At 30.8% G+C, this 17,922-nt stretch carries 20 protein-coding genes and 1 other annotated feature; all 20 genes read left to right on the top strand.

The features are described from left to right. Positions 1–5 precede the first annotated feature (5 nt). The 20 genes from proC to frr all read left to right on the top strand — a co-directional run bounded on the left by proC (position 6) and on the right by frr (position 17,912). Entirely contained in the window at positions 6–830 is an 825-nt protein-coding gene (proC, locus tag AACK87_RS03865) for a pyrroline-5-carboxylate reductase (protein ID WP_338971794.1), read from the top strand. A 37-nt stretch (positions 831–867) separates the two neighbouring features. Further along, positions 868–2,073 carry an AAA family ATPase gene (locus AACK87_RS03860; protein ID WP_338971792.1) on the top strand — a complete coding sequence of 402 codons (1,206 nt, stop codon included), beginning with the start codon at positions 868–870 and terminating at the stop codon, positions 2,071–2,073. Next, entirely contained in the window at positions 2,074–4,047 is a 1,974-nt protein-coding gene (locus AACK87_RS03855) for a VWA domain-containing protein (RefSeq protein WP_338971790.1), read from the top strand. An 11-nt stretch (positions 4,048–4,058) separates the two neighbouring features. Next, a complete protein-coding gene (uvrC, locus tag AACK87_RS03850; RefSeq protein WP_338971788.1) occupies positions 4,059–5,825 on the top strand; it encodes an excinuclease ABC subunit UvrC in 1,767 nt (588 codons plus the stop codon). Positions 5,826–5,934: 109 nt separating this feature from the next. Continuing rightward, on the top strand, positions 5,935–6,411 hold the full coding sequence (gene greA / locus AACK87_RS03845) for a transcription elongation factor GreA (RefSeq protein ID WP_338971785.1): 477 nt from the start codon (positions 5,935–5,937) through the stop codon (positions 6,409–6,411). A 55-nt stretch (positions 6,412–6,466) separates the two neighbouring features. Further along, positions 6,467–7,339 carry a 16S rRNA (cytidine(1402)-2'-O)-methyltransferase gene (gene rsmI, locus AACK87_RS03840; protein ID WP_338971783.1) on the top strand — a complete coding sequence of 291 codons (873 nt, stop codon included), beginning with the start codon at positions 6,467–6,469 and terminating at the stop codon, positions 7,337–7,339. A gap of 51 nt (positions 7,340–7,390) precedes the next feature. Further along, positions 7,391–7,648, top strand: coding sequence for a hypothetical protein (locus tag AACK87_RS03835; RefSeq protein WP_338971781.1), 258 nt, complete (start codon positions 7,391–7,393; stop codon positions 7,646–7,648). Positions 7,649–7,717: 69 nt separating this feature from the next. After that, positions 7,718–8,434 carry a glucosamine-6-phosphate deaminase gene (gene nagB / locus AACK87_RS03830; protein ID WP_338971779.1) on the top strand — a complete coding sequence of 239 codons (717 nt, stop codon included), beginning with the start codon at positions 7,718–7,720 and terminating at the stop codon, positions 8,432–8,434. 55 nt (positions 8,435–8,489) lie between these two features. Continuing rightward, positions 8,490–8,564: a sequence feature (ribosomal protein L21 leader region), on the top strand. An 11-nt stretch (positions 8,565–8,575) separates the two neighbouring features. Next, entirely contained in the window at positions 8,576–8,920 is a 345-nt protein-coding gene (gene rplU / locus AACK87_RS03825; protein ID WP_422397185.1) for a 50S ribosomal protein L21, read from the top strand. Positions 8,921–8,925: 5 nt separating this feature from the next. Beyond that, a complete protein-coding gene (locus AACK87_RS03820) occupies positions 8,926–9,240 on the top strand; it encodes a ribosomal-processing cysteine protease Prp (RefSeq protein ID WP_338971778.1) in 315 nt (104 codons plus the stop codon). 1 nt (position 9,241) lies between these two features. Then, positions 9,242–9,535, top strand: a complete 294-nt coding sequence (rpmA, locus tag AACK87_RS03815; protein WP_115558358.1) for a 50S ribosomal protein L27 — start codon at positions 9,242–9,244, stop codon at positions 9,533–9,535. A 206-nt stretch (positions 9,536–9,741) separates the two neighbouring features. Next, a complete protein-coding gene (locus AACK87_RS03810) occupies positions 9,742–10,572 on the top strand; it encodes a J domain-containing protein (protein ID WP_338971774.1) in 831 nt (276 codons plus the stop codon). Positions 10,573–10,601: 29 nt separating this feature from the next. Further along, the gene (locus AACK87_RS03805; protein ID WP_338971771.1) at positions 10,602–11,426 is read left to right on the top strand and encodes an aldo/keto reductase; all 825 of its coding nucleotides are present in this window, start codon (positions 10,602–10,604) and stop codon (positions 11,424–11,426) included. Positions 11,427–11,440: 14 nt separating this feature from the next. Beyond that, positions 11,441–12,793 carry a Sapep family Mn(2+)-dependent dipeptidase gene (locus AACK87_RS03800; RefSeq protein WP_338971769.1) on the top strand — a complete coding sequence of 451 codons (1,353 nt, stop codon included), beginning with the start codon at positions 11,441–11,443 and terminating at the stop codon, positions 12,791–12,793. Positions 12,794–12,983: 190 nt separating this feature from the next. Then, positions 12,984–13,874 (top strand): 30S ribosomal protein S2, encoded by an 891-nt coding sequence (gene rpsB, locus AACK87_RS03795; protein ID WP_338971768.1) that lies wholly within the window; start codon positions 12,984–12,986, stop codon positions 13,872–13,874. A 14-nt stretch (positions 13,875–13,888) separates the two neighbouring features. Continuing rightward, a complete protein-coding gene (gene tsf / locus AACK87_RS03790) occupies positions 13,889–14,767 on the top strand; it encodes a translation elongation factor Ts (RefSeq protein ID WP_338971767.1) in 879 nt (292 codons plus the stop codon). A 4-nt stretch (positions 14,768–14,771) separates the two neighbouring features. Beyond that, positions 14,772–15,554 carry a hypothetical protein gene (locus AACK87_RS03785; RefSeq protein WP_338971765.1) on the top strand — a complete coding sequence of 261 codons (783 nt, stop codon included), beginning with the start codon at positions 14,772–14,774 and terminating at the stop codon, positions 15,552–15,554. A gap of 71 nt (positions 15,555–15,625) precedes the next feature. After that, entirely contained in the window at positions 15,626–16,603 is a 978-nt protein-coding gene (locus AACK87_RS03780) for an energy-coupled thiamine transporter ThiT (protein WP_338971763.1), read from the top strand. Positions 16,604–16,642: 39 nt separating this feature from the next. Continuing rightward, positions 16,643–17,353, top strand: coding sequence for a UMP kinase (gene pyrH / locus AACK87_RS03775; protein WP_338971761.1), 711 nt, complete (start codon positions 16,643–16,645; stop codon positions 17,351–17,353). 10 nt (positions 17,354–17,363) lie between these two features. Beyond that, positions 17,364–17,912, top strand: coding sequence for a ribosome recycling factor (frr, locus tag AACK87_RS03770; RefSeq protein WP_338971759.1), 549 nt, complete (start codon positions 17,364–17,366; stop codon positions 17,910–17,912). Positions 17,913–17,922 lie beyond the last annotated feature (10 nt).

The following is a 17,922-nucleotide window of genomic DNA, read 5'->3' as shown; positions in this document are numbered from 1 at the left end:
ATTATATGTCAATTAAAAATATTGGTTTTATTGGAACTGGAAATATGGGAATGGCCATAATTAAAGGTATTAAACATAATAAAAAACTTGGTGATTTCAAACTTTTTACATTTAATAGGAATTTAAAAACTAGTGAAAGTTTTTTAAAAAATAATTTAACAACACCACTGAATAGTATAAAAGAATTAGTGGAAAAAACAGATGTTATTTTTTTGGGAATAAAGCCAAAAGATATGCTGAATGTTCTAGGACAAATCAGTCCTTTTGTTGATAGCTCAAAAATTATTATTTCAATGGTTGTCTCTTGGTCGATTGAAAAAATTAATAGTTTTTTACTAAAAGAAGGGTCTAAAAAAATCATTAGAATAATGCCGAACATTAATGCTAATGTAAATAAGTCAGCAACAGCTTGGTGCTCTAGTTGAGAATTGAGCCCAATTGAATTAATAAATATCGAGATGCTTTTAAAAGCGTTTGGAGCCATTTACAAAATAGAAGAAAGTGATTTTTCAAAATTCGCTGCTTTGGCAGGGAGTTCTCCTGCATTGATTTTGTATTTCTATGAGCTATTTGAAAATCTAGCTGCTGAAATGGAATTAGGCTATTTAAATGTTAAGGAATTATTTTTAAGCGTATTTGAAGGAACTTTCAAAAATTACTTAAATTCTGATTTAAAACCTAATGAAATTATTAAACAGGTTACTTCACCAGGGGGAACAACTATGGAAGGGATTGCTGTTTTTGATAATTCTGATTTCAAATTGATTGTCAAGGAAGCTATTAAAGCTATCTTAAAAAAAGATGAAAAATTGAGCAGTATTTTGACTTAAATTACCTATAAATATATAATAAATAAAAGAGGTAGACATGAAAAATAAAATCGAGAAATTAATAACTTTTTTAACAAATAATTTATATGAAAGAGATGAGGCAATTCATCTGACGCTTTTAGCGCTGTTTGCAGAAGAGTCAATTTTTTTATATGGAAAACCAGGATTAGGAAAATCCAATTTAGCTAAGTTGGTCAAAAATATTATTAGAAATGGTCAAATCTTTGAATATTTAATGAATAAGTATTCAACACCAGATGAAATTTTTGGACCCCTGGACATAGATAAATTAACACACGGAGAATATTTTAGAAGAACTGAAGGTTATTTACCAGGTGCGGATGTAGCTTTTCTTGATGAAATTTGAAAAGCAGGTCCAAGTATCCAAAATACCTTACTAACAATAATCAACGAAAAAGAATTTAGAAATGGTAACAAGGTAAACCGCGTTCCTCTGAAATTATTAATTTCAGCTTCCAATGAATTTCCCGAAGAAAACCAAGGTCTAGAAGCTTTGTATGACCGATTTTTAATTCGCTATGAAATAACCCCAATAAAAGATTTTGACAATATATTGAAAATGGTAAATTATAACCCTGCAAAGTTGGATGTGACTCTTCAAGCAGAAGATTTAATTACCCCAGAAATGATCACTCAGATTAGTGAAGTAGTTGATGGTAAAAAAGGCCAATTCATAACATTATCAGAAGAAGTTATCGCCTTTATTGATAAATTAAAAGCTAATATTGAAGCTAAGACAGGAATATATATTTCAGATCGTCGCTGAAAAAAAGTTATTCGACTAATGAAAGTTAGCGCTCACTGTTCTGGTAGAGATAAGGTAGAGATGGTTGACACTTTTGTAGTAAATCATACTTTATGAAATAAACTAAATAATAATACCGTTAATGAAAGAAATGAAATCAATTTAATTTACAAAGAATTAATGAATAAAGAAATTGGTATCAAGAATGAAGCTAGTTGAGCTGAAACTGAAATTAAGTCTTTAACGGTTCAAGTAAAAAATGTTTTAAAAAATAACTTTTCTGACAGGAACTATACCAAAGAAATCGGGACTCGCTACAAATCAATTCTTAAGAGAATTTCTCAAGAACGTAGTACTTTAACAAAGGCCAGTTCAGTTTTCTTTCCTGTAGCTTTTAATGGGATTGACGGAGTAGATGTAGAAATTAGAAATGATTTTGAAAAATCGTTTGCAAAGCTTCAGAAAATGGTTGGTTAAATGATTAATTTTAAACAAAAAATTGAGTCTGAAATAAGCGAATCTTTAATTTTACAAATTTCAAATTTCAAAAAGAACTGATTCAAACAAGAATATTACCAGAATTTTTTTGAGGCAGCCAGCGCTTCTGAGAAAAAAACAATGAAGGAAATACTAGAAGTTTTATTTAGTAATTTTGAAATTTTGATTCATCGCTTTTTGATGGAGAATAAAGTTAAAAGTGATTTAAATTATTTGGAAAAAATGAATGCCGCCACCTTTGTTTATGAACACAACGAAACAAGAGAGTATTTACATAAAAATGAGTCTTATTTTTTGCATGATTTTGATGTCCTACCAAGCATTTACAAAGAAGATGTAATAGATGATTGAGTCAAGGTTTTGATCAGTTATGCGACTGGTGATATTTTTGCACATTTAGAAAAAGATTTTAATAAAAAAATTCAAATATATTTTGATAACTATTATCGTGAAATTGATAAGTATACACAAAAAGCCAAAAAACTTGCTTACGATTATTTGGATAAAAAAATATATTTTTTGAAAACCCTTCCTGAATACAATGACTATTTATTTCATTTAAAGGGAGAAGAAAATCTTTTATTGAGTAGAAAAATTAGAGAAGCAATCATTGGATTCTATAATCATTGAACTAAGATAATTAGTGATTTAAAACCTAATGAAAAAATAGTCAACAATATAAAAGTGGTTGAAAAAAATATATCCCAAAATCACTTTATTGATAATTCAACCATTGACTTGACTTTAACTCAAATCACAGATCTTTTTGAACCGAATAAAATAGCGGTTGAAAAAGAATTGGAAAAAATAAACACTGAAATTGATAATAAAGAGAATTTCGATAACATTATAGAAATTTTGGAATCAGATATTTATGATGAATTTTTATCAGAGATTTTTATTTACATAAATGAAGGGGCAAATAAAGTTGCTCGCGAAATTAAAAGTGACATTAACGGTTTCATTAGTTTCATTGACACAACTCAACCAATAAGAGATATTTATGGTCCAGCTTGAGGTTTAGATTTTACTAAAGTTTCGATGAAGGAAATGGAATTAATGATAAAATTAGCTGATGAGATTAAGAACAACCTTGTTTTAAAAAGGCTTTTTGAAATCTTAGGAAAACTTTCAGGTGCAAAACAAGAGTTTGATAAATCAAGACTTCAAAAATCGTTTGAAAAGAAACAAAAAATAGAAGAACAAAATTATCCTGAAGAAATTTTGGGTATGAAATTATCATCAGATATAGACCGAATCCTATCTAGTGAATTAGCCTATTTAAAAACACCGGCCTTAAAAAAATTATTCATGGTTAAGTATTTGGAACAAAAATTTCAAACATTTGATTACAAAAATACTGAAACTATGAATGAAAATGAACTTTCAAGAATTAAACAACAAAGAAGTTTAAGTCAAGAACAAAAACGAGGACCAATCATACTTATTATTGATATCTCGGGAAGTATGCATGGAAATCCAGAATTGATTTCTAAGGCAACAGCAATTATGATGGGCGCATTGGCTAATCGTAACCGTCGTAGTATCCATTTAATTACATTCTCTACTGATATCAACTCATTAGATTTAACAGCAATGCACAGCGATATCAAACTACTTTACGATTTCTTATCAATGAATTTCTCAGATGGAGGAACAGATTTTGCCACACCATTACAAAAAGCTTTAGAAATTATGACAACTAGCGAGTATCAAAATGCTGATGTGTTAATGATTTCAGATTTTCTTGGTGAAGAAATTCCTGATGAAATATATCGTGAGATTAAAAAAATACAAATCGAACGTAAAACGCGTTTTCATGCTTTAGTTTTAAGTAAAAGTCCAAATATGGGGATTTTGAAAAACTTTAGTGCGGTTTGAAATTTAGATCCTGAGGATTTAAGTAATTATAAAAGAACTCTTAGAAAGTTAAGCCAAATCTCTGAGTTTTAGGAGGAAATCTAATGAAGAATGTTGAAGAGCAGCTTAGTCTAATTTCAGAAAATCCAGGCTGCTACTTGTTTTATAATAATTTGGGAAAAGTTATTTATGTGGGAAAAGCCAAAAGACTTCGTCGTAGAGTTTCAAGTTACTTTAAAAAAGTAAGTGGGATAAAGACAATGCAGCTTGTTCGAAACATCCATGAAATAAAAACTATTATTACAGAAAATGAGCAAGAGGCTTTAATTCTAGAACAGAATTTAATTAAAAAATATAAGCCTAGATTTAACATTGTTTTAAATGATGATAAGCAATATCCTTATATTGTGATCACAAATGAGCCCGATCCAGAATACCGATATTTAAGAAAGTATGATAAAAACTCTTTGAAAAGTTTTGGACCTCTTCCTGATGGGACTAGTGCTAGAGAGATTTTGAAGATGTTGCAAAGGATTTATCCTTTAAGAAGATGTTTGGGAAATTTGGGTAAACCTTGCTTGTATTATCACATCCAACAGTGCTCGGGAGCTTGTTTTCAAGAAGTTAATTGAGAATATTACCAAGACAAAATCAATCATGTTGATGATTTTTTTAGAAGTAGTAGTGAAGAGGTAAAAAATAAGTTAACTAGTAAAATGATTCAAGCAGCTGATAATCTTCAATTTGAAGAAGCTGGAAGAATCAAAAAACTGATTGAGCATTTAAACTTTTCAAGAGTCGAGCAGGAAGTGGAACTCAATGATAATTTAAATCAAGATGTCATCGCTTTCTTCGTAGAGGAAGACAAAATTGCTTTCTCTATTCTTTTTTACAGACAAGGAAAATTGGTTTTTAAAGATGAATTTGTTGGAGAATTTGAAGGTCAAAATTTAAATGAATTACATGAGTCTTATTTATCTCAAATTTATGCAAAAAACATGCTTCCCGATTTCATCCTGGTGGACGATTCTTTAAATGTTGAAGAATTTTCCAATAATTATAATGGTAAGATTACCACTGTGGTTAGTCCGACTGAAAAAAGGTTATTAAATCTGGCATTGATAAATGCTAAGGAAGCCTTACGCCAATCAAAACTTGCTAAAACAATAGTTTTGAACAATGAAGTAACTATCTTAAAAAATCTTGAAGAAACTTTGAAACTTCCAAATTATCCACAACATATCGAAATCTTCGATGTGGCAAATATCTTGGACGAATTTGTTATTGGAGCTATGGTAGTTTTCAAGGGTGGTAAACCTAGTTTTAACGACTTTAGAAAGTACAATATTGATATTCCCAAAAAAGGAGATTATCAAAGATTCCAGCATATGATTTACCGACGCTTTCAACGAGGACTACGCGAGCAACAAGAATTACCAGATTTAATAATTGCCGATGGGGGAATTATTCAGGTTAATGCAATTAAATCACAACTGGAATTATTAGATTTACAAATCCCGGTGATTGGATTAGTGAAGGACCAACACCATAATACTGACCATATTCTGGACTTAAACAAACAAGATTTAATCATTTCAAAACAAAGCCAACTTTTCAACTTTTTAAAAAAAATGCAAGATCGTGTGCATAACTTTGCAATTTCAGGATTTAGGAATAATCAATCTAACGCTTTGGTAAAAGATGGTTTAGCCCAAATACCATTAATTGGACAAGTTACTGTAAACAAAATACGCAGCATTTACCCCACTTTAGAGGAATTAAAACAGGCCGACAAGATTGAGTTAAAAAAAATAGTTAAAAATCCAAAAGCCTATAATAATTTGATAGACTACATAGAAAATTTAAAGTAAGTTATCCACAAAATAAGTGTGGATAAAAACATATACTGATTTCCGATAAAATTGTTAAAATTGCTTAATAATCGTATATAATGTTATAGTTAATAAAAAGGGGAATTATATGATAGATAAAACTGAAATTATTTTAACTGCTGAGGGTCTAGAAGACTTAAAAAAAGAATTAGATAACTTAATAAACGTAGTAAGAAAAGATGTTATTAAAGAATTAGTTGAGGCTCGTGCTCAAGGGGATTTAAGCGAAAATGCTGATTATGATGCAGCTCGAAATCGCCAAGCTGAGGTTGAGGCTAGAATTAAAGAAGTCGAAACAATGATTTCAAAAGCAAAAGTTATTGACAGCACTAAAAAAAGTGTTGGAGATGTTAAAATTGGTAGCGTAGTAACTGTTAAAAATCTTAAAAATTCAACAGAAATTGAGTTTAAAATTGTGGGTGCGATTGAAGCTGACCCCTTTAAAAATATGATTTCAAACGAGTCTCCATTAGCCAAAGCTATTTTGGGACTTTCAATCGGAGATACTGTTGAAGTAAGAGAGGTTCGTGAACCTTACAAAATTACTATAAAATCAGTGAAATAATTGAAATATTTAATTACACCTAATAAACATATTAGGTTTTTTTATTGGAGGATTTATGAAAATACAGAAGACTTTTAAGAACAAAAAACCAACAATATTTTTGGTAGGAACTCCGATTGGAAACCTAGAAGATGTAAGTTTTAGAGCGATTCGAACTCTAAAATCAGTGGATGAAATTTATTGTGAAGATACCCGAACAAGTAGTATTTTTTTGAATCACTATGAAATCAAAAAGTCGCTTTTCTCATTTCATAAATTTAACGAATCAAGTCGTTTGGATAAAATTAAAGACTCTATTAATCAAAATAAAAATATAGCAATTATTTCAGATGCTGGGGTACCTTTGATTTGTGATCCAGGTGCTCACTTACTTTCACGTCTTTTTGAAGAAGACATATTTGATGATTTTAATTTAGCACCAGTTAATGTTGGACCTGCATATATTCATTCTCTGATTGTCTCGGGGTTTGTTGGTATCAAAAATGTCTTTTTGGGATTTTGGGATCAAAAACAAAGTAATCAGGAATTGATAATCAAAGGCTTTGAAGAAAATACAGCATACACTTTTTATGAGTCGGTTCATAGAATAAAGTCAACCTTATTATTTCTATCTCAAAATATTGGCCCACAATCCAAAATTGTTATTGCTCGTGAAATTACCAAAATAAATGAGGAATTTGTTTGATTGATTGGGAGCGAAATTAATGAGTACTTAAATCAGAATCTCTTGATTGAAAAGGGGGAATTTGTTGTGACTATAATTCCTCAAATTAGTGATAATAATGATTCAATGAGTGATGAAGAGCAAATTCAAAAGGTAATTCTTGAAAAGAATAATGGTTTAAATACCAAATCAGCTATTATCAAAGTTGCTAAGGATTTTGGTCTAAATAAAAATAAATTATACGACTTATTTCATAAAAAATAGGGTCGGACATTATTTTAAACGAATTTAATTCGGGGTGATATTATTAAAGAATTGAATTTTCTTGAATGTAGCGAGGTTATTGCTGGGGCAGGATTAAGTGGAGCGGTTTTTTCTGGAATCGGAAGCATCATTAGCGGTGTCACTGACTTAATTTCAACAATTGCTGGGATTACTTTCATGTTTATGCACGGCACAAATGCGGTTTCAGGGAGTTATAAAACTAAGGCTTTTTCAACAACTTGGGACAACTCAGAAAAAATTAAAGCCGAAAGTTTGAACGCTAGTTATAATAATTTAATAGTTTTTTAAAAAAGTGAGAAAACCCCTTTTTTAATTAGGATTAAAAAGGTAATATTATTCTATAACAAAGGGGAATTTATGAAAGTAATTAAAGTTTTAAACAACAAAGAAGTGGGAAAAATGACAGCTGAATTCATTTTAGAAAACATCCACTCAAATCCAAATATAGTTTTGGGATTAGCAACAGGAAGTACTCCAGAGTCAACTTATGAGTATTTAATTGAAGATTTTAAAAAAAATAAGACAGACTGATCAAAGGTGAAAACTTTCAACCTAGATGAATATGTAGGTTTAGAGCCAACACATAAAAAATCATATCGTTATTTTATGGACGAAAAATTGTTCACAAAAGTGAATATTAACATTAAAAATACACACGTTCCAAACGGGATAAACAACAAAAGCCCAGAAGCATATGATAAATTAATTGCTGAAAATGGAGGAATTGATTTACAATTACTAGGAATTGGAACTAATGGCCACATCGGTTTTAATGAACCAGGGACAAGTTTTGATTCAATGACTTCAATTGTAGACTTAGCTCAAGAAACAATTGATGTTAATTCAAGATTTTTTGCCTCAATTGATGAAGTGCCAAAACAAGCAATTTCAATGGGTCTAAATTCAATAATGAGCGCTAAAAAAATCGTTTTAATTGCAATTGGAAAAAATAAAGCTGAAGCCATAAAACAGCTGGTAAACGGAAATATATCAATTAATTGACCTTGTACAGTACTAAAAAATCACAAAGATGTAACTGTTATTGTGGATGAAGAAGCTGCTAGTTTAATATAAAATGTTAATTTAATGCCTTGCAAAAATTATTGCAAGTGTATATAATTAATGAGGTTGACAGTTTCAACCGCTCTTTTGTGCGTTATAAAGAAGTTTAAAACTCACGTACAAGGCGAGTCTATACTGAAGGAGATTTTAGAAATGTTTGCAATTTTAAAAACAGGGGGAAAACAAATTAAAGTTCAACCCGGTGATGAAATTTTTATTGAAAAAATCTTAGGAGAAGAAGGTTCTGTTTTCACATTTAATGAAATCCTAATGATCGATGGTCAAGTAGGAACACCTTATTTAAATGGAGCTACTGTAAAAGGGACAATTATCAAACAAGGTAAAGAGAAAAAATTACGTGTTGTTAGATACCACCCGAAAAAGAATGTAAATAAAGTTTACGGGCACCGCCAACCTTTTACAAAAGTTAAAATTGATTCTATTCAAGCCAAAGGTTCTTCAAAAGCTGCTAGTCCATCAAATGATGAGGCTGCATAATTATAATGATTAAAGTTTTAATCAAAAAAAACAACCAAAATTACGAGAACATTTCCATTAAGGGTCACGCGCAAGCAGATCAATTTGGAAAAGACTTAGTATGCGCTGGGGTATCAGCTATTATAAACGGTTCCTTGAACGGTTTAGACCAACTGTTTCAAAGCGAGACTAATTTAGAAGTTTTAGATAATGAGGTTATTATTAAAATTAATAATTTATCAAACAAGGATATTCAATTGATTTGTGAGTTTATGATTTTACAATTAAAAACAATTGAATTTCAATATCCAAAAAATATTACTTTAAAGGAGGTCGATTAATATGCGTTTTCTATTAGGTTTACAGTTCTTTGCTTCTAAAAAAGGAGTAGGGTCAACAAGAAACGGTCGAGATTCTGAATCAAAAAGATTGGGAGCTAAAAAAGCTGACGGTCAATTTGCTAATGCGGGTTCAATCATTTTTAGACAAAGAGGAACAAAAATTCACCCTGGTCAAAATGTTGGTCGTGGTGGAGATGACACTCTATTCGCTTTAGTTTCAGGTATCGTTAAATATCAAAAATTTGGAAAAGATCGCACAAGAGCGGTTGTTATTCCAGCAGAAATAAAGAATTAAAATAAGCACTCTTGAGTGCTTATTTTTATTTTCAAATAGGCTATAATATATGAAAGGTGATTTTATTTATGGCTTGACTATTTTCGATTTTGGGTAGCTTACTTTTGGCAATATTTGTAATGTCAATTTTGCTTTTTTTATTTGCTTTTCTTAAGTCTTCCTGACACAATCGAAATACTTCGTTTGCAAGACTTTTTCGCAAAAACATGAAGTCAAAAAAAGTAGCAGAACCAGTAGATATCTTCTATTTTAATTCCCAAGAGAAGTTTGATAAATATCCTTTTCAAACCAAATTATATCTAACTGAGAAATTTTTATTTGAAAAAACAGGTGATCGTGCCAAGGGTGCTGAAATACTTGAACAAATTTATGATTCATTTGAGAAACTTTTTTTGGACTGATCAACTCAAGAAAGTCGATTGCTTTCAAAATTTGATGAAATTCAAATGAACAGTCCAATTAAAATCAAGTATATTACATATATAAAGTATTATAATAACTATTTAGACAGAACTAGGGAAGTTTTTTTGGAACAATTTTGTAACAAAATAATGCCTTCCTTCATTGGTAAAGGTTTGGGATTAAACGCTAGTGACATTTTTCCTGCAGGAAACTTTGAACAGATAATCGCGGACTCTTCAAAAATAATTATGGACTATAACAAACGTCGATGTGATGAAGTTATTAATAACGCTACAAATGACATCAATAAGATGATTGAAAATCTATTTCAAAATATTAATTCGTTTTTCTCTGGAGCTCATAATCAAGGTTTTAATCAAGGACAACGTACAAACCAAAATAATCAAAGGCAAGGCTATAATCAAGGCTTCGCAAATAATCAAACAAACGAGTTAGCCCAAGCATATAAAATGATGGGAGTTAGTGAAAAAATTGGGGATAAGGATTTAAAGAGGACTTATCTAAAACTAGCAAAAGAATATCACCCCGATGTGAACGATTCAGTCTATGCAAAAGAAAAGATGGCTAAAATAAATGCCGCATACGATACTATTCGAAAAGCACGCGGAATATAATTTTTTATTTACAGAAAAGAGGTATTATTATGAGTAAAATTTTGGAAAACAAAAAAGTATTAAACAATCAAGTGCTTATGCCGCAATTTGGTTTGGGAACCTACAAAATGACAGATGAGAAGGAAACTTTAGAAGCTATTAAACACGCCTTAAAAGTTGGTTACCGCCATATTGACACAGCTCAATTCTATAATAACCATAAAATAATAGCTAAGGCTATTAAGGATTCAGGAATACCAAGAAGCGAAATTTTTATAACTTCTAAAATTTGAATCACAGATTTCAATAACCCCGAAGCTGCCTTTGACAGAATTTTGAGCGAATTGGAAACTGATTATATTGACTTATGTTTAATTCATTGATTTTCCCCAGGATGGGAGCAAACTTACAAAGTTTTAGAACAAAAATACGCAGACAAGAAAGCTAGAGCAATTGGGGTTTCAAATTTTACAATAAACCAATTGAAAAAACTTTTTGAAATTTCAAAAATCACCCCGATGGTTAATCAAATAGAATTACACCCCCAATTGCCTTGTATTGATTTGGTTAATTTTTGCCATGACAACAATATTGCAGTAACATCATGACAAACAATAATGCGTGGAGAGGTTTCTAAAATAGATGTTATTGTGGACCTAAGTAAGAAATACAATGCTACACCTGCCCAAATTGCCTTACGTTGAGCTTGAGACCGTGGAATTATTGTTATTCCAAAGTCATCAAACAATTCAAGAATTGAACAAAACTTTGACATCGAAGGTTTTGCTCTAACAGAAGAGGAAATTAAAGTTATTAATAATCTTCAACCTGAACGTCGTTTAGGTCCAGATCCAGAAAAAACAGATGAATTATAAAAAAGAGGTAAAAAATGCTTAAAGTTGATAATAAAAATTTAAAAGATAACTATTTCCCAAAAGCTTTAGAAATGCTAAAAGAATGTATTAAAATCCCGTCATACTTGCAAGATTCTCAACCAAAAAAACCATTTGGTATTGGAGTAAGTAAGGTTTTAGATTTCATCATAAGTTCTTGTAACCAGTTAGGATTTAAAACCAAAGTTGGCGAAGACTATAAATATGGCTATGCAGATTATGGTGATGGAGAAAAACTTTTAGCAATTCTTTGTCACTTAGATGTTGTTCCACCAGGCAACTTAGAGCAATGAAAATTTGACCCTTTTGACCCTAAAGTTGAAAATGGAGTTTTATTTGGTCGTGGAGCCCTTGATGATAAAGGTCCAACAATAATGAATATCTTTGCAGTTAAGTATTTAATGGATAACAAATTTATTCCAGACTACAAAATCCGTTTGGTGTTTGGTTTGGCAGAAGAAACAACTTGGGAGTGCATGCAAAGCTATGTAAAACACGAACAGTTGGCTGACATCGGTTATACCCCAGATGGTCAATTCCCACTTGTTTATGCAGAAAAATGAATTTTAGATTGTGATGTTTTAGGTAGCGAACAATTGGATTATGAAATTAAGGGTGGAGATGCTTACAATGTTGTCAACGACGTTGTCACTTATCAAGGCCCTAAAAAAGAAATCATTAGCAAGTACTTAAAAGAAAATAAAATAAACAATAAAATAAGTAATGAACTTTTAATAGTTGAGGGAATTTCAGCTCACGGAAGTCTCCCTGAAAGAGGGATAAATGCCGGTACTTGATTGTTTAAGGCCATGTTTGAAGCAGGGATTAAAGATAATTGAACTAAACTTATAGCTCTTCAATTTCATCAAAATTTTGAATTAAAGCAAATATTTGGCGATCTAAGCGATGAGTCAGGAAAATTAACTGCTAATTTGGGAATTTTTGATTTTAAAAAGGATTCCCAAAGAATGACTATTAATTTTAGAATTCCTGTTCATAAGGAAGTTGAAAAGGACATAGTTCAAGTTTTAAAAACCTACTTAAAAACTAACGGTCTGGATTACAAAACAGTGGCGATTGAACCTAGGGTTTATATGAGTAAAGAATCCGACTTAGTTAAAAAAATCATGAGTGTTTATCAAGAAGTTACAGGAGATTTGAAAACTCCGCCCGCTGCCATTGGTGGGGGAACTTTTGCCAAATCGATGCCAAATGTAGTTGCTTTTGGAGCTGAATTTGATTTAGAAAATTCATCAATGCACGCTTACAATGAATCGATAAAAATTCAAGAATTAGAAAAAATGCTAGAGATTTACACAAAATCTCTTGTTAAACTGGCAAAAATATAAAAATCGAACATCTCATTTTGAGGTGTTTTTTAATATTTTGTTGATTTATATGTGTAAAATCGGCTATAATTAAAAGGATTTGTATCTAAGGGTATTTAATCACATCTGGGAATTTTCTGGTCGAGTGCTAAATAATATTAGTGGTCAGATTTCGAACCAAATGGAAGTTTAACGAAAGGAACATTTTAAAATGTCAAAAGAAATTACAAGAGAACAGCTTTGAGAAGCTGGAGCTCAATACGGTCATCAAACAAAAAGATGAAATCCTAAAATGAAACCATTCATTTATGGAGCCAAAAATAAAAACCATATTATCGATTTACAACAAACTCTATGAAGATTAGAGGATGTTAGAAAATTGGTTACAAACATCGGAGCCAAAGGTGAAAAAATTATTTTCGTAGGAACTAAACGTTCTGGTAAAGCTGCAGTTAAGGATGCTGCTGTTAGAAGTGGAAACTTCTTTGTTAACCAAAGATGATTAGGGGGAACTCTAACAAACATGAAAACTATCTCACTTAGAATTAAAGCTCTATGAGATATTGAAAATGAAGAAAAAACAGGTAGATTAGCATTAAGACCGAAAAAAGAGCAAGTTTTAATTAAAAAAGAAAAAGAAAAACTTGAAAAAACTCTTGGAGGGATTAAACAAATGCATAAATTGCCAGCCGCAATGTTTGTGGTTGACCCTAAAACTGATGAAATCGCAGTTAAAGAAGCTAGAAAACTAAGAATTCCAGTTATAGCAATTTGTGACACAAATGTGGATCCAGATATGGTTGATTACATTATCCCAGGTAATGATGATTTACCTGAAGCAATTAACGTAATTGTAAACCACATTGTTGAAGTATGGGCTGATGCTGCTAAAGTAAAAATGCAACCAACTACTTTGAAATTTGTAGCACCTAAAAAAGAATTTGTTGAAGGAGAACGTCGCGGACGTTTTGGTAACGACCGTAACCAAAATAATGGTGAATTCAAACCAAGACCTAAATTTGACAGAAAACCTGAAAACTCAGAAGCGCCAAAAAGCGAAGAAAAATCAGTGGAATCAAAACCTGAAAAAACAGAAGAATAGAGAGGGAAGTTAAAATGAGTAAAGTAACACCACAACTAATTAAAGAATTACGCGAAATTACAAGCGCAGGAATGATGGATTGTAAAAAAGCTTTAGAAGCAACTAACGGAGTAATAGATGATGCTATTATGTGATTACGTGAAAATGGATTAGCCAAAGCTGCTAAAAAATCTGATCGTGTTGCTGCTGAAGGAATTACAGTTGCTAAAGAAAATGACAAGCAAGCAATCATCTTTGAAGTTAATTCAGAGACAGACTTCGTTGCTCAAAATGAAAAATTTTTAAATGCTATTAATGCGGTGGGAGAAGTTCTTTTAGCTTCTAATGCTAAAAATACTGAAGAAGCTTTATCTGTTAAAGTTAATAATCGTACAGTAAAAGAGGAAATGATTGAATTAACATCAACAATCGGTGAAAAAATCGAATTCCGTCGTTTTGAAGCAATTAGCAAATCTAAAAATGTAGTTTCAATTTACAACCATGCAAATAAAAGAATCTCAGTTTTATTAAGTTTTGAAGGAACTATTGCAAAAGAAGATGCATATAATGTTTGTATGCACGTAGCTGCAATGTCGCCAAAATATATGTCTTCAAACGAAGTTCCTGAAGACTTTAAAAAACAAGAATTAAAAGTAATTGAGGAGACAAGTGATTTTGGAAATAAACCTGCTGAAGTTAAAGAAAAAATGATTCAAGGAAAATTGAACAAACGTTTAGCTGAAGTTAGTTTATTAGAACAAGATTATGTTGTTGATGATAAATTCAAAGTTGGTAAATTTATTGAATCTAAAAAATCAAAATTAGTAAAAATGATTCGTTTCGAAGTTGGAGAGGGAATTGAGAAAGTTGTAACAGACTTTGCAGCAGAAGTTGCGGCTCAATTAAAAGGTTAGTTATATGAATTTATTGGCTAGTTTTGTAGATGGTAGGTTAGATAATAATTCACCATTAATTATGTCGTTTATTGTCGTAATAATTACGGTTATATTGTTTTCAATTTTTGGAACATACTTATTGAAGTTCAAAAATAAAAAAGCAAGTAAAAATTATCTTAACAAAACATTAATTATTACTGTTGGAATAGTTGGTGTGATTGCCATAGCTCTAGGTTTAACAGCGATGATATTATTTTTCAACGCTTCAACAGTTTTTGTTGATAAACCAGATTTAGCAAATAACACTATCTTATTTGGTATCATTTTCCCAGCATTGGGTATGATTATTGTAATGTTTGCATTATTAATAATTTGTGCTCATTTATTTGGAGCTGGATTCTCAGAAAACACTTTTGAACTTGTTGGTGAAAATTTACCATATGCAAAAGTTGTAACTGTAGTTGATGATAGCAAATTGGGAATTGTTTCAATTGTTTACCGTCAAGGAAGATCAAACTTTAAAACTTATAAATTTAGAAAATCAACAGTTATTGGACAATTTGTTTTAGAAAACGCAGAAATGACAGGTCAAAAAATTAGAGTAGAAAGTCTTTCAATTGTTTTATCAGAACTAGATGCAGCAAATACTGCGATGTTGGCAACCGAAAACAAGTTGAATAATTTTAAAAGTTCAGATGAAGTTGAACCTCAAGCAGAGGCAAAAACAACTAAACCAAAAACAACTAAACCAAAAACAACCAAACCAAAAACAACTAAACCAGAAGATGAAAAAGATTCTAATTAATATTTAAAAAAACCCTTTAAAAGGTTTTTTTATTTTTCTTTGGTAAAATATTATTGTCTTGAGGTTGAATTATGAGTGTGCTAGGAAATAAAAAATTACCGATAAAAAAGAACTTTGACGCTTTTTATAAAATAAAGTATTTTTCATTAACCAATTTTGTAATTAGTGCTATTATTAGTTTGATTGTGGAAGTATTAGCAATCGTTGCCACAGTTTTTTTAGTTCTCAAAATTCAAGAATCTTTAAAAATTGAAAATAATAATTTTTCGGGAAGAATTAGTCTGATTATTATTACAGCTTTTTTAATAAATGTTTTTGTTTTACTTAACCAGAGTTTGAAGTTGCTTTTATTATTTACCTACCAACACTCATTTAAGGGTCAACTCCTTTTCTTTGGTATCTTTACCATCGATTTCTATACATTCACAATGGTTTTAATGAAGGATAAAAAAACAATACCGTTTTTCAGTTTTAAGCCAGAAAAGTGAATTATTTTTGACTATGTTTTTATTGCTTTGTGTTTTGCTCTTTATTTTGCCTTAGGCTTTGTCTCTTCATTAGTTCCCCAATTGCCATTTTTTATCACCATTACAATTAAGTTCATCCCGCTGTTTTTTCTAGCTTTTATATGTGATTGGACAAAGGTTTTAGTCTGCTCAGTCATTTGTGGTGGCTTTGAATGGTTTTTCCCAGGAACTTTCATTATAAACGTTCCTCAGTTCATCTTTGATTATTGAGTGCCTCCAATTGGAATCACATTTGCAGCACTAATAAAGCCAAGCAGAAATGATTCTAACTCATTTCGAAAACTTGACTTCATATTATTCATTAGTGCCCCAATCTTGTGAATTTACTTCTCAAGAGTAATTGCTGGGGTAATGTTTTGGTCAACATTTCCATGACCTGGTTTCAATGCATGAACTTATTCTTTAGTTTTTAATTCAATAAATACCATAGTTGATTATGTTGTATTCTTGATAGTGGTTCCTTTAATTTGTTCAAATTTAAGCTTATTTAAGGACAAATATAAAAGTATTACATACAAATAGTAAATTCTTTTTGATATAATAATAAAAAGAGGTAGAATAATGAGTTTAAAGTATAAGAGAATTTTATTAAAAATTAGCGGCGAGGCCTTAAAGGGTAAGGATATCTATGATCAAGAAAAAGTACAAGATGTCGCTAAACAAATAATTTCTTTGGTAAAAGAAGGGCTACAAATAGCTGTTGTTGTTGGTGGGGGAAATATTTGAAGAGGTAATTTATCTAGCAATTTAGGTATGGATAGAATCAATGGTGACTACATGGGAATGATGGCAACTATTATGAACGGACTGGCTTTAGAGGCAACTATAAAAAGTCTTGGATACGAAAAAGTTAGAGTCTATTCTTCATTAGAAATTAAAACAGTTACCACACCATACAATTATCGCGAAGCTCGTGATAAACTAAGCGAAGGTTATATTTTAATCTTTACCGGGGGAACTGGATTTAGTTATTTCACAACAGATACAGGAGCAAGCATTCGAGCAATCGAAGTTAAAGCAGATGCGCTATTAATGGCTAAAAATGGAGTTAAAGGAGTTTATGATTCGGATCCAAAAACTAACCCAAAAGCTGTTTTCTTGAACAAATTAACTCATCAAGAAGTTGCTGATAAAAAACTTCGAGTAATGGATTTAACATCAGCGACACTTTCAGCAGATGCCAAATTAAAAATCGAGGTTTTCGATATGAATGGTAAAGATAATATTATAAAAGTTGCTCATGGTGAGATAGAATCAACAATCATCGAATAAGGAGAAAAAAATGCACAACACAATTTTAGAAAATACAAAAAACAATATGAATAAGACAGTAGAGGCTTATAACGAATATATAAAAAAAATACGTACTGGAAGAGCTAACTCGTCAATGTTAAACTCAGTTATGGTTGATGCTTATGGATCAATGACTCCAATTGCTCAAACAGCACAAATTTCAGCACCCGAACCTCAACAATTGGTTATTAAACCATATGATCGTTCTCAAATAGCTGCGATTGTGGCAGGAATCAATAAGGCTAATTTAGGTTTAAACCCAATTTCAGAAGCTGATTTGATTAGAATTAATATTCCAGCTTTAACTGAGGAAATTAGAAAAGACTTGGTAAAAAAACTTAAAGCAGAGCTAGAAACTTTCAAAATTAGAGTTAGAAACGAACGTCGTGACTCAATGGATAAAGCCAAAAAATCTAAGGAAATTCCAGAAGATTTAGTTAAAGATTTAGAAACCAAGATTCAAAAACTAACAGATGAAACTATTGCTAAATTAGAAACTGTTACCAAAGATAAAGAAAAAGACATAATGACTATTTAAAAAAACCAAA

Origin of the sequence: Spiroplasma endosymbiont of Panorpa germanica, assembly GCF_964019765.1 — a bacterium.
Taxonomy (GTDB): Bacteria; Bacillota_I; Bacilli_A; order Mycoplasmatales; family Mycoplasmataceae; genus Spiroplasma_B.
Note: the sequence above shows the minus strand (reverse complement) of the source record. Positions and strands in the feature narration are given on the sequence as shown.